Here is a 13,561-nt window from a genome sequence, read left to right as displayed (position 1 = left end):
ATCAGAATTATTGTAAAAAAGGATTGTGTTTTTTCTCGAAACCAATTGTTGTCGGCTGTCCGTGCCCAGGAAAAACTTCACAATCATCAGGCAATATAAACAAGTTATTTTTGATACTATTAATCAATTGCATATGATTTCCTCCGGGAAGGTCAGTACGACCTATACTAGAGTAAAACAATACGTCGCCTCCAATAAGAAAATTATCAGCTGCAGCATAAAAACATAAATGCGCCGGCGAATGTCCTGGAGCAAAAATCAAATCAAGCTCACTATTACCAAACTTAACCTTACCTGTTTCCGGTAAAAAAACCTCTGGCTCAGGAGAAAGTTCATAATGTAATCCCATTTGAGGTACATACCCAGGTATCGCCTGCAATACATACAATTCTCCCTTATGGAATTGCGGTTTTAGCCCCCAGTTATCATAAACAAACTTATTCCCGAAAACATGGTCATAGTGACAATGCGTATTTAATAAGAGTACTGGCTTAAGGTTCTCTTCTTTAATGAATTTAGCCAGAACATTTTGCTCTTCGCCATCATACATTCCTGGATCTATTATTACACATTCACCTGTTTCATCATATAAAACATAAGTGTTTTCCCTTACGGGATTAAAAGTAAATCTTTGTATACTGATCATTTTAAAATTCCTTATGTGGTGTTAATTTATCCACTTAAATGTACTAATCATTCTGTCAATATCCTTTTTAATAAAGGAAACGACAGGCTGTATAGAATCGTACTGCGGTCGCTCATTAAAATATAAAGCTCCCCTAAAATAGTGCTTAGTACTATCCGTTAAGAAGAACTGAACGGAAGATGCTGTATTCCCCTCTATTGCATAATAGACACCATAAACTTTCTTATCAGGAAAATTAATAAGCTTCTGATCTATTGAGTTAGCCTTTACGGTATGCTTAAATGCAAAAGTTCTTGCATCCTCAACCAAACCCTCATATTCTTTTTTTGAAGATACATCGTAATAGGTGAGATGCAACCTGCCATTAAACTGAGGGAAAGAAAGATTGTACCAGCAAGGTCTTGTATCCTTACTATTGTCTTTTACCATCTCTGCATAAACCGGATAATCAAATGAAAAGGCACATCCGTTATTAAATGTTTTGTACACTTTTTTCGGCATTTCTATATTAAAGAACCCTCTCGGCTTAGGAGAATAATTATTCCCTGTACATGCGGAAAGCAACATTATTAACATAAAAAGAAAAAAAAAGTTGTGCTTTTTCATCTATGTATTCCAAATATACCAGGATCGCTCTGCTTGAAGGTAAAGCATTTCAAGCCCATTTTTTGTACTCGCTCCATGAGCCTTTGATTTCGCTAGAAATGTTGTCTCTTCAGGATTGTAAACTAAATCATAAGCTAAATGTCCTTCAGTCAATACTTCGTAAGGAATATCTGGACAAGATTCAATATTAGGAGACATTCCCAACGGTGTAGTATTGATCAAAACTGTATATTCCTGAAGTAGTTCAGGAGTTACAGCATCATAAAGAATACTATTAGAAGTTGGTGTTCTTGTAACTACAATAAAAGGTATATTAAGTTTATTTAAAACATATTTTACTGCTTTAGCTGCTCCACCATCTCCAAAAACGAGGGCCTTTTTGTGTTGTTCATTTAGCATCGGCTTTAAAGACTCCTCAAAACCATAAGCATCAGTATTGTACCCTTTCAGCAGTTTCTTGCCATTTTCATTTTGAATAGAAATACAATTCACTGCACCTATTTGATCTGCTGCTTCATCAACCTCATTTAAAAAAGGAAGTACAGCCAGTTTATAAGGTATAGTTACATTTATACCTTCTAACCCAACATTTTGAGAAATAAGCTCTGGCAAAAGATCAATGCTTTCTATTGGAAAAAGATCATATTCGCAATCAGGAATATGTTCATTTAAAAATTTCTCTGTGAAGAATTTTTTTGAAAAGGAATGTGATAACGGAAACCCGATTAGCCCAAATTTTCTCATTCTAACAAGTTATAATTACAGGGTGATACTTATTAAATTACAACTTCGCTAAATCCAAAAAGTGATCAAAAGTATCACCTCTTAATCCTAAACGAATAGTCTCCAATGGTATAACTTCCGCTGGCGCTATGTTACCAAGATTCACATTTGAGCCTAGAAGTTTAATAAACCATACCTGTTGTTCCTTTTGAGGGGCTTCCCAAATAATAGTTTCTTCAGGAATCTGGGTAAGGATCTCATCAACTAATCCCTCTCTAACTTCTCCTGACCCTCTGTAAATACCCACGTTACCACCCTCTCTGGCTTCAGCTATTACCTTCCATGATCCAGCCTCGATTTCTGCCTGCATTAGTTTGATCCATTTATATGGCGCAAATATTTTGGCCGCATCTTTAGACCCTACTTCAGAGATTACAGTAACCTGCTTAGATAACTTTTGGATAAACTCGCATTTTAAATCATGCTCAATAGTAATTGAACCGTCAGAAACTTCTACATACTCCATATCGAACTTTTCCAAGACACGACAGTAATCGTCGAACTGATTTCTGATAATGAATGCTTCGAAAAGAGTACCGCCAAAATAGGTAGGAATACCTGCCGATTTATAAATAGCCAATTTCTCTTTCAGATTCGGAGTTACAAAAGATGTAGCCCAGCCTAACTTTACAATATCAGAATGTATTCCGGCAACGTCTATAAAATCTTCTGTTTGTCTTAAGCTTAGCCCTTTATCCATAACCATCGTAATTCCTTTGTTCCTAGGTTTTACAGGTCGTTCGGGTATATTATTCAATGGGTAATTCATATTGGTCACAAAGGTGAAAAAAAATCGGACAGTTTTCATCAGCATAACTAATAAAAACTGTCCGACCTTTATTTTAAATAACGGTTGATCACTTCAAGTATTGAACCGTTCTCCTGTAATTGGGGTAAATATTCAAATAAAATGTAATGTTTATCTGGGTCTGTGGCCAATGCGGTTTCTAAATATAACAATGCATCGTTCTTTTCTCCAAGGGCAAACAAGTACGCTACCATCCTGTAATAGAGTTCTGCAGCATCAGGGTTGTTTTTTATAGCATCAGCGATAGTTTCGGATGCTTCAAGCAATTTCCCCTGTTCATATAGCACTGTCGAGAAGTCTAACCAGGCTTCAACATCCACCGGATTATATTCCAAAACTTTATAATAAGCCTCAACAGATTGTTCAATCTGACCTAGCTTGTAATAAGCATCAGCCATGGCAAACCAGAAGTCAGGATTTTCATCATCAAGCTCAATTGCCTTTTTGTAAAAATGAAGTGACTCAAAGAAACGCTCTTCAAAATTAAGCGTTACCCCTATCCCAAACCAGGCATCTGCCATCTTTGGATCCATTTTAACAGACTTTTTATAATAAGAACGAGCTTCATCCATACGCTCCAATTTCTCATAACATTCCCCAATTGCACAATAGGTATCGGCATTAGGTTTTTCGTATTCAAAAGTATGCTTATAAACTTCTATGGCTTCGGCAAAACGATCAAGTTGAACTAAAGCATTTCCTTTATTATAGTAAGCTGAAGCAAAATTGTCCTTGATCAGGATAGCATAGTCGTATGCATCTATCGCTTTTTCAAAAAGATCAAGCTTGTGATAAGAGTTTGCAAGATTATACCATGCAGCATATGAATAAGGATCATTATCTATATATTCCTGATAAAACTGGATGCTTTCTTCCTGCTTGTCTAATATATCATAACAGAAGGCAAGTTCATACAAGCCGTCCTTGTTTTCCATATTTTGTTCCAGACTTTGCTTAATATAAACAATAGCACTCTCGTAATCGAGCATGTTTTGATATACGTAAGCAATTTGCAATAAGATTTCATCAGTAGTTTCGGCGAATTCAAGTGCCTTCTGAAAATTATCCAGAGCCTCCGAATAGCGTTCAAGGCTATTGTAGATATTCCCTCTCAGAATATAAATCTCCGCTTCCGATGCTTCAAGCATTTCTGCCTTTTGCAATGCCAAAAATGCACGTTCGGTCTGATCAGTAACAAAAAACAGCTGAGCTTGCTTAACTAAGAACACGGCTGCATAAGGATGCTGGTTCAAGGCATATTCTATTACCTGCAATGCCTTTACCGGATCGTTCTTTTCAATGTAGTAATCAATAATATTTTCAAAGGCCTGGGCATCAAAAAAGTACTGATCCTGATTACGTATCATCTCTTCGTAACGTTCTACTGAACGTTGCGCATCATCGCTAAAATCAAAATAAAATTCCTCTTCCATGTATCAAATAATTAAAGAACAGATCCCTGTGTTAAAAATACATTATAAGTTTACAACAATTATTAGTAGTACTAACCAATTAATTTTCAACATACACACACCCTTGCCTCTAAACAACTGAAATAATAATAGTTAGCTTAAACACCCTGCCCTAAGAATGTTTAGCAAGATAGAAAATGAAACAAGGGTTCTGGTCCTAATTCAATACAAAATAACGTAACTTTATTTTAAGACGAGTAATATTCTCGTCACGAAAACATCAACCCTTTATGCAACAATTCATAAAAATGGAAAAGAGTTATGCAGAATAATATCAGTCAGGTTTTAAAAAACTTAAACATTCTGGATTTAAATCCGGCCTACAGCACAGGAAATCAATGGGGAGCATCCACAGATGCAAAGATACTCGATAGCAATTCTCCTGTTGATGCTAAGAAAATAGCAGGTGTAAAAGTTGCTACAATTGAAAATTATGAAGTAGTAGTAAAAAAAGCCGAAGAAGCTTATTTATTCTGGCGTAGCTTACCCGCTCCAAAGCGCGGAGAAATTATAAGACAGTTTGGCGATGCTCTTCGCAAAAGCAAGGAAGATCTGGGCACATTGGTCTCTTATGAAATGGGGAAAAGCCTTCAGGAAGGGTTTGGCGAAGTACAGGAAATGATTGACATCTGTGATTTTGCTGTCGGCTTATCTCGTCAGTTGTATGGTTTAACCATGCATTCTGAACGCCCCAGTCATCGCATGTACGAGCAATGGCATCCATTAGGAATCATCGGAATTATCTCCGCATTCAACTTTCCGGTAGCCGTTTGGAGTTGGAATGCAGCCTTAGCCCTAATTTGTGGAAATGTTTGCATCTGGAAGCCTTCGGAAAAAACTCCGATTACCGCAATTGCCTGTCAACATATTATTGCAGCCGTTTTTAAAGCAAATGATATCCCTGAAGGAGTTTGCAACCTAATCATTGGCGATAAGGAAGTGGGTGAACTCATGACAAATGATCATCGCATTCCATTAATATCTGCAACCGGCTCTACCCGAATGGGAAAAGCAGTTGCTGTAGCTGTTGGTGCACGATTAGGAAAAAGCCTATTGGAGTTAGGTGGCAACAATGCCATTATCATTTCTGAATATGCAGATTTAGATATGAGTTTAATTGGGGCTGCTTTTGGGGCTGTGGGAACTGCCGGACAACGATGTACCTCAACCCGCAGGCTAATAATCCATGAAAGTGTCTACGAAACATTTAAAGCAAAATTAGTTAAAGCCTATGGCCAATTGCGCATTGGCGACCCCCTTGATCAGCATAACCATGTAGGCCCGCTAATTGATACCGACGCAGTTGCCAACTACCTTAACTCTATTGAAAAATGTAAAACTGAGGGAGGAAACTTTGTTGTGGAAGGCGGTGTGCTTGAGGGACCAGCTTATATCAGCGGATGTTATGTAAAACCATGCATTGCCGAAGTAAAGAATGATTACAAAATTGTACAACACGAAACCTTTGCTCCTATACTTTACCTAATAAAATATAAAACTTTAGATGAAGCCATCGCTTTGCAAAACGGCGTCCCTCAAGGCTTATCATCAGCAATAATGACGCTTAATCTAAGAGAAGCGGAACAGTTCTTATCTGCTCAAGGATCTGATTGTGGGATTGCCAATGTCAACATAGGCACTTCCGGTGCTGAAATAGGAGGAGCCTTTGGCGGAGAGAAAGAAACCGGTGGAGGAAGAGAAAGCGGATCTGATGCCTGGAAAGCTTACATGCGTAGACAAACAAATACAATAAACTACTCAAACACACTTCCACTTGCACAAGGAATCAAGTTCGACTTATAAATTACATATGCATAAAAAAAGCAGCAGATTCCATATCAGCTGCTTTTTTAGGCAAGTAGAATTCCTTATTTAATCTTTTTGTTTGCAGCAACCATTACTTCATTAAATGGCGTTGTAGTTGTTTTCAAAGCTACAAGTTGATCTGTATCAAGCTTCGAAATATCATCTTTCACCAAAGTGTGATCTGCTGTTGTTCCACTCAGTTTGAGATCAGCATTATCTTTTATATAAGTATACATGCTTTCAGTATTTGCTTTAACAATGGCTTTTGCATCATCTTTTAAAAAAACCTGAAGATATTTAACATTGAACTTACTATCAGTTTTTACAACTGCACTACCTGATACATCTATTCGCTGTAAATCACTTACCGAAACCAAAACTGTTATCTGGCTGGCTTCAGTAGAATTAATAACCAAGGTATATCCAAGTCTCTTAATAGAGGTTTTATCCTGATTATATTCACCGTTTATTACTTCAATGTTCTCTCTTTTACTTTGAACTAGAAGAACCTTCACATTCCCACTTACTTTCACCTTATTAAAAGTCATAGGGGCTACTGATTCAACTACTTTTTTATCAATATCAGAGGCAAACGTTGTGATAGCTGTTGAAGCTAAAAAGATAACTGTTAATGCCGAGGCGAAGATTGTTTTTGCTAGAGTTTTCATTTTTTTAAGTTTTAGGGTTCTGTAGGGCTTTTTTGTAAATAAGACCCTCATTTCCAGCAAACGTTTCAGCCAATTTCTCTCTTTTATACCAGTGTAAGGTAACACACGACCAACTGTATGATTCCCTCGACGAACTCATTATAAAATTTTAGACATATTATGCGATTCCATTTGAAAAGAACTTCAATTTGATGTATGTTTAAAGATTTTTAAATGCTTACCCTCCGATTGTTTTAATCTTTAATCAATGTTACGCGTAGATAGTACTAAACCCTGCAAAATTGTATATTCATTATGTAAACACGCGTATTTCGGATATTTAATAGAGCCCCATATGGTTCAATTAAATCCTCAGGGTGATTTTTCACTTACTTATCAAAGATTATTCTCTCATACAGCTAAGGAATTTGCAAAACATTTAACAGATAATGACTTTAAGCTCATCAAAATCCTTGATGAAACAGAGCAAGATTTCTTAATAAAGAAATATTACAAGAAAGCGATAAGACCAGGAGAATTTTTCAGCAAGTTTTTTAATGAGAAATTTTACGAAACGGTACGCCCAAAAATTGAGAAGAAATTATCTGAGGTACTTGAAGCACTTAAGGCAGATGGCTCATTATATTTAATGGACAATGATGGCTGGCCTGCAGAACGCAAAATAGATATCGCAACAGAGCCCTCAACTGTACTGTTTCACTTTAGGCGCAGTAACATTGAGACCCGCTATTTCCCAACAATAAAATATCAAGGCTTAAGAATTGACTTTATGTTTAAGGATGCGCAAATCATAAGTAATCAGCCGGCATGGCTGTTACTTAATGATATGATCTATTTCTTTGAACAGGATATAGAAGGAAAAAAACTTCTTCCATTCTTAAATAAGCGATACATCACAATCCCGAAGGCAACCGAAGAAACCTATTTCGAAAAATTTGTCTGTCCTCTTATAGAGAAGTACCATGTTTATGCAGAAGGTTTTGATATAAAAACGGAGAAGCATGATCCTACACCAACATTAAAAGTCATCTATGTTGAATCAGGAGTTTCTCAACTTCAACTCTATTTTAAATATGGGGAGTATGCATTTGCAATGGGCAATGAAAAGAAGGTAACTGTTCGACTCGCCAAAGAAGAGGACAATTACATTTTCACGCGTATAAAGAGAGATACAAGTTTCGAGAAACAAAAGTTTGACACCTTATTGAACCTTGGTTTAAAAAAAACAAGTGCTCTTTTTTACAACCTCGAAGTCTCTAATAGTCATGATGAAGACCAGTCTTACGCAATTATCAATTGGGTAAACGAGCATATAGAAAATTTAAAAGAAGCTGGTTTTGAAATAGAGCAGTATAACGGTGCAAAGAAATTTCTATTTGCAGCAAACAAAATCGACTTTGAGATTAAAGAAGATAACGATTGGTTTGATATAAATGCCATAGTATACTTCGGCATATTTCCAGTTCCTTTTCTTTCTCTTAAGCAGCATATCCTTCATAAAAAGAGGGAATTTACACTCCCTGACGGCACAATAGCGATTATCCCTGAAAAATGGTTCACGCAGTATGGCAGCCTTTTTAGTTTATCTGAGGGAAGTAAATCGCTTCACCTAAAGAAACATCACATTGGGCTGATTAATGAGCTGGCAGAGGATAGCATTGCTAATGTAACGCTAAGCCGTAAACTTGAAAGGTTAAACGATTTCGAGAACATAGCAGATACCCAAATGCCAGTCCACTTTAAGGGCGATTTACGCAGTTACCAAAAGGCCGGATACAATTGGTTTAGTTTCTTACGGGAATATAATTTTGGTGGATGTTTGGCGGATGATATGGGTTTAGGTAAAACTATTCAAACCCTGGCAATGTTGCAAAAACTTAAAGAAGAGAATGAACAAAACTCAACTCATGGCACTTCATTAATTGTTATGCCAACATCATTGATTTACAACTGGCTAAATGAGGCTAAAAAGTTCACTCCTAAACTTAAAATACACGCCCATACTGGAACAACAAGAGATAAAGACGTAAGTATCTTTGCTAAGTACGATATCGTGATCACCACCTATGGAATTACCCGTGTTGATATAGACATCCTTAAAAACTTCTATTTCAGCTATATTATACTCGATGAGAGTCAGAACATAAAAAACCCTTCATCAAAATCTTTTAAGGCTGTTAAAGCGCTAAAATCTAAATACAGACTAATCCTAAGCGGTACACCGGTAGAGAATTCTGTAAGTGATCTTTGGACCCAACTAACCTTTTTAAACCCGGGGCTCCTTGGTACGCAATCATTCTTTAATGAAGAATACGTTCAGGCCATAGAGAAAAGAAAGGATGAGGAAAAGGCACGAAAGCTACAGGCTATCATCAAGCCTTTTGTTTTACGCCGTACAAAAGAACAGGTTGCAGCAGAACTACCATCAAAAACAGAGCAGGTGTTTTATTGTGACATGAGTGAAGATCAGGCCGCTTATTATGAAAAAACAAAATCTGCTTACCGTAATGACCTACTAAGCAGTATGGACGATGGGACTTATGCAAAGAAACAAGTACAGCTTCTGCAGGGTTTAACTGCATTACGCCAACTGGCCAATCATCCAGTAATGATAGATGAAGACTACACGTCTGATTCAGGAAAATTCGAAAATGTAATCCACACATTAGACAACGTACTTAAGGGTGGACATAAGGTGCTTATCTTTTCTCAATTTGTGAAGCATTTAAATATCTTCAAATCCTATTTTGAAAAGGAAGACATAGCCTTTTCTTACCTTGACGGATCGACTAAAAACCGAGGAGAAATAGTTGCTGAATTCCAGAAAAACACTGAGTTAAAAGTCTTCTTGATTTCCATAAAAGCTGGTGGTGTAGGTTTAAACTTAACGCAGGCAGATTATGTGTTTATCCTTGATCCATGGTGGAACCCGGCCGTAGAGCAGCAGGCAATCGACCGTACACACAGAATAGGTCAAGAGAAGAAAGTATTCATCTATAAATTCATTGCAAAAGATACAGTAGAGGAAAAGATACTAGCATTGCAAAATCGTAAAAAACGATTAGCAAGCTCTTTGATTACAACAGAAGAAAGTTTCTTCAAATCTTTAAGCAAGGAAGATATCAGAGAGATCCTGAATTAATCTTTCAGGAATTCTTCATATTGTTCACGGGAAATCATTTCTGCACCTAAACTCATCAGATGATCATTGGGCAGTTGGCAATCTATTAGCTTGAATTTATTTGTTTGACAGAGCCATATTAGGGCTGTTTTCGACGCATTACTCAGTAAACTAAACATGCTTTCTCCGCAAAAAACATCATCAACTTCAACGCCATATAATCCACCGACCAATGCGCCATCTTTCCAAACTTCTACACTTTTCGCATAGCCTTTTTCATGCAAATTAATGTAAGCATCCTGCATTTCCTGAGTAATCCAGGTGCCCGGCTGATCTTTTCTTCCAACCTTTGCACAGTTAACAATCACCTCCCTGAATGCCTTATTAAAAGTTATCACAAAAGTCCCTGATTTAAGAATTTTGGCCATGCTTTTACTAACCTTCACTTGGGAAGGATATATTACGCATCGCTCATGTGGCGAATACCAACAAATTGGATCATCATCGCTAAACCATGGAAAAATCCCATTCTGATAGGCCAAAAGTAACCTTTCTATGCTCAAATCCCCCCCTACAGCTAACAGTCCATCTGGATCAGCCAAAGCAGGATTAGGAAACACAATCTCATTTTCCGGTAGTCTAAAAACCATTTACAATAATAAAACATTAGGTTTAATGTAACTAATCTTCCTATATTTCATCATAATAAAAAAGCATAACATGAACTTAATAGGCAATATAATCTGGATCATTTTTGGTGGAATATTCATTTTTTTCGAATATATAATCGGAGGTCTTATCCTTTGCCTTACTATTGTAGGTATTCCATTTGGACTACAGTGTTTCAAGTTTGCATTTGTTGGCCTTGCTCCCTTTGGTGTTAAAATTACCGATACCTCATCCAATACAGGCTGCCTATCAACCATAATGAATATCATTTGGTTAATATTTGGAGGCTTCTGGATTGCACTTACACACCTTTTCTTTGGAATCTTACTATGTATTACAATTGTGGGCATTCCATTTGGCAGACAACATTTCAAATTAATGAACCTTGCATTTTCTCCATTTGGAAAATCCATAAGTTAATCAGTAATTAATCCGATTTTTTTAGAATGTTCTATTGCGTCTAGGCTGTTTTCAAATAAACAAGTCCTGATATTTTGTGCTTCTATTCTTTTTAAAAATTCTTTAGTGACCCCTTCCATTTCCTTTCTGATATTCCTGATGTAAACCGCCTCAATATTTTTAGGGTATTTCTCAGCAATGGCAGTATATATTTCTGGATCCTTCTGTGTATTGTCGCCAAAGAAAACGAACCTTTGATTAGGAAAAGCGTCCAGAATTCTCATAACCCTCATGAGCTTTCCCTCATGCCCCGTTTTACCCGTCTTAATAAGGTCTTTTAACTGCTTAATCTGATTTAATAAAAAGGCTCCGTCAGGCAATCTATTGTACGTAAAAATCTCTAACAAATAATCATACAAATTCCACTCACTGCTAGACACATAGAAAAATGGATTAGGCTGATCTGCGGTAGTATGTGACAGAGCCAATGCACTATAATGAGTATATGTTCCCTTAAAGGTTTTCCTTGTTCTCGGATTTTTAATAAAAAGCTCTCTGAGTCTTCTTCTAATAGTTGCAGAATGAGATACCATTACTGTATCATCTATATCAGAAATAAAGGCAAATTGAGTAATGTGTGGTACAAAAACCTGCCCTAGCCCTATAGCCATTATCTTTCCATCATTACCTATGGCTTCAATTTTTACTCCATGCCAACCTGCGCTAACATCATTATTTGCCGACCATTCAAATTTAAAAAAGCCATCATACTCCGTTTTATGATATACTTCTTGTCCGTTAAAAGTTAACCGAACTTGTACATGAGGGTATGGCTTCAGCACAAACAGTTTCAGTAAATGAATAAAATTAACGAATAGATTATTACTAAAACCCTGCATTGTTTTGGCCTTAAACTTAAATACATGACCATATACAACAAGATTATGTGTATGCCCGTATCCATGATATACTTTAACACTTACAGATTTATTCATTAATAATTAAAACAGAGCAATGTTAAAGTTGTTTGTGATATTAAAGAAAACATAATGGAAGACAAGTCCTCTCAATTGAAGTTACTGTTTATTGTTAATCCGGGATCAGGGAATGGTGAAATTAATTTCGGTGATGTAATAAGCGCTTATTTTGAGGCATTAGAGCATACCGCAGAGATTTATGAGCTGACTTTAGACTGCTCATTCGACAAACTTAAAGTGATAATAACCAATTCAAATGCAGACCGCGTAATAGCAGTAGGTGGAGATGGCACAATTAAGTTGGTTGCAGAATGTTTATTGCAAACAGAAACACCCATGGGCATTATACCTGCCGGATCTGCAAATGGTATGGCGAGAGAATTAGGAATCCCGACAACCATTAAAGAATCACTGGATGTTGCAGTAAACGGACAACCAAAAAAGATACATGCCATAACCGTAAACAACGAGCTATGCATCCACCTTGCCGATATCGGCTTTAACGCCTATATCGTTAAAAAATTCAATGACCTCCCCCAGCGAGGTATGTGGGGCTATACAAAGGCCGCATGGAAGGCGCTATGGAGCCATCACAAGATGGAAGTACTAATTAGAGTAAAAGACAAGATCATTCATTCAGAGGCCGCTATGGTGGTAATAGCCAATGCCACCATGTATGGCACAGGAGTTAAAATCAATCCGGATGGAAAACTTGATGATGATTTCTTTGAAGTAATTCTTGTAAAAGAATACTCAGTGATGGAGATTTTAAAACTCAGATTTACTAATATGGCTTTAAACCCTAAAAACATTGAAGCTTTTCAAATCACCAGTCTTGATATACAAACCAAGCACAAAGCCCATTTCCAGGTTGATGGCGAGTATATGGGAAAAGTTAACCGCATTGAAGCCAATATAATTCCGGCGGCTATTAATGTTATTGTCTAATTGCAGTACTTGGCAATCTGTTCATCAGCCAAATCGTACCCCATATTTTTTACAAACATAAAATCCTCACAAGCTCCTTGCTTATCTTTTTGTTTCAACTTCTTTAGCCCATCGTCTATTCTCATTTTCATATATTCATCATCATATCCAAGACTTGTTTTAAGAGCTATTATCTTACGTTCCTCCTCAATAGTATATTTACCTGCTGCCTTATGCCTATAAAAATTAAGCACAGCATCAGTCATACCTACATTAGTTTTATAAATTTCTATAGCCTGCTTTATCTCTTTCTGACTTTTATTCCCACAGTCCTCCCCTGAAAGTTTAAAATTAATCGGTACTACCACAGATACTATGGTATCATGATCAGCAGGAACTATCCATTTCCCACTGCTCAACCTGATAAGTCGTAAAGCCTCATCATCGAGGTCTGTTCCTATACCTTTTTGAACTTTAGAAAAATAAACCTCACCAGCTTTATTCAATTTGAAACTTATAGTAACAGTCCCATCAATACAGTTTTGTAAAGAATATGGAGGATAAACTTTATTATTTGCCACAAAGGAGTCCAATCCGCCCTTTAAAGTAGGCTGAGCCTTAACGCCTAACCCAAATAACAGAAATAATGCTAAGAGAATCTTTGACATATACCAATTTA

General features: G+C 36.8%; 13 protein-coding genes. 4 read left to right on the top strand and 9 right to left on the bottom strand.

Annotation, left to right across the window (positions count from 1 at the left end; translation table 11 throughout):
- Positions 1–7: 7 nt before the first annotated feature.
- From HQN83_RS23315 to HQN83_RS23295, 5 genes are all read right to left on the bottom strand, one after another.
- Positions 8–646: an MBL fold metallo-hydrolase gene (locus HQN83_RS23315; RefSeq protein ID WP_173093867.1), complete on the bottom strand. Its 639-nt coding sequence runs from the start codon at positions 644–646 to the stop codon at positions 8–10.
- A 21-nt stretch (positions 647–667) separates the two neighbouring features.
- The gene (gene gldD / locus HQN83_RS23310; protein WP_173093865.1) at positions 668–1,252 is read right to left on the bottom strand and encodes a gliding motility lipoprotein GldD; all 585 of its coding nucleotides are present in this window, start codon (positions 1,250–1,252) and stop codon (positions 668–670) included.
- Positions 1,253–1,996: a shikimate dehydrogenase family protein gene (locus tag HQN83_RS23305; RefSeq protein ID WP_173093863.1), complete on the bottom strand. Its 744-nt coding sequence runs from the start codon at positions 1,994–1,996 to the stop codon at positions 1,253–1,255.
- Between the two features lie 37 nt (positions 1,997–2,033).
- Positions 2,034–2,804: a phosphosulfolactate synthase gene (locus HQN83_RS23300; RefSeq protein ID WP_173093861.1), complete on the bottom strand. Its 771-nt coding sequence runs from the start codon at positions 2,802–2,804 to the stop codon at positions 2,034–2,036.
- A gap of 68 nt (positions 2,805–2,872) precedes the next feature.
- The gene (locus tag HQN83_RS23295; RefSeq protein ID WP_173093859.1) at positions 2,873–4,276 is read right to left on the bottom strand and encodes a tetratricopeptide repeat protein; all 1,404 of its coding nucleotides are present in this window, start codon (positions 4,274–4,276) and stop codon (positions 2,873–2,875) included.
- Between the two features lie 300 nt (positions 4,277–4,576).
- Between HQN83_RS23295 and amaB the strand changes: the two genes are divergently transcribed.
- Entirely contained in the window at positions 4,577–6,118 is a 1,542-nt protein-coding gene (gene amaB / locus HQN83_RS23290; protein WP_173093857.1) for an L-piperidine-6-carboxylate dehydrogenase, read from the top strand.
- A 65-nt stretch (positions 6,119–6,183) separates the two neighbouring features.
- On the opposite strand, the gene HQN83_RS23285 is transcribed toward amaB, so the two are convergent.
- Complete coding sequence (locus HQN83_RS23285) at positions 6,184–6,789, bottom strand: GIN domain-containing protein (RefSeq protein WP_173093855.1); 606 nt, start codon at positions 6,787–6,789, stop codon at positions 6,184–6,186.
- A gap of 247 nt (positions 6,790–7,036) precedes the next feature.
- Between HQN83_RS23285 and HQN83_RS23280 the strand changes: the two genes are divergently transcribed.
- Entirely contained in the window at positions 7,037–9,931 is a 2,895-nt protein-coding gene (locus HQN83_RS23280) for a DEAD/DEAH box helicase (protein ID WP_173093853.1), read from the top strand.
- On the opposite strand, the gene aat is transcribed toward HQN83_RS23280, so the two are convergent.
- Entirely contained in the window at positions 9,928–10,560 is a 633-nt protein-coding gene (aat, locus tag HQN83_RS23275) for a leucyl/phenylalanyl-tRNA--protein transferase (RefSeq protein WP_173093851.1), read from the bottom strand. The two genes, HQN83_RS23280 and aat, sit on opposite strands and share 4 nt — an antisense overlap.
- Before the next feature lie 70 nt (positions 10,561–10,630).
- Here aat and HQN83_RS23270 point away from each other — a divergent pair, with 70 nt between their 5' ends.
- Entirely contained in the window at positions 10,631–10,999 is a 369-nt protein-coding gene (locus HQN83_RS23270; protein WP_173093849.1) for a YccF domain-containing protein, read from the top strand.
- Here the strand turns inward: HQN83_RS23270 and HQN83_RS23265 are convergent.
- Positions 10,996–11,973, bottom strand: a complete 978-nt coding sequence (locus HQN83_RS23265; protein ID WP_173093847.1) for an App1 family protein — start codon at positions 11,971–11,973, stop codon at positions 10,996–10,998. The two genes, HQN83_RS23270 and HQN83_RS23265, sit on opposite strands and share 4 nt — an antisense overlap.
- A 54-nt stretch (positions 11,974–12,027) precedes the next feature.
- Here HQN83_RS23265 and HQN83_RS23260 point away from each other — a divergent pair, with 54 nt between their 5' ends.
- Positions 12,028–12,903 (top strand): diacylglycerol/lipid kinase family protein, encoded by an 876-nt coding sequence (locus tag HQN83_RS23260; protein WP_173093845.1) that lies wholly within the window; start codon positions 12,028–12,030, stop codon positions 12,901–12,903.
- On the opposite strand, the gene HQN83_RS23255 is transcribed toward HQN83_RS23260, so the two are convergent.
- Positions 12,900–13,550: a TonB family protein gene (locus HQN83_RS23255; RefSeq protein ID WP_173093843.1), complete on the bottom strand. Its 651-nt coding sequence runs from the start codon at positions 13,548–13,550 to the stop codon at positions 12,900–12,902. The genes HQN83_RS23260 and HQN83_RS23255 overlap by 4 nt on opposite strands.
- Positions 13,551–13,561: the final 11 nt, after the last annotated feature.

The organism is Pedobacter foliorum (assembly GCF_013266735.1).
Classification (GTDB): domain Bacteria; phylum Bacteroidota; class Bacteroidia; order Sphingobacteriales; family Sphingobacteriaceae; genus Pedobacter; species Pedobacter foliorum.
The sequence above is the reverse complement of the archived record's forward strand: the minus strand, read 5'-3'. Positions and strand labels throughout refer to the sequence as shown.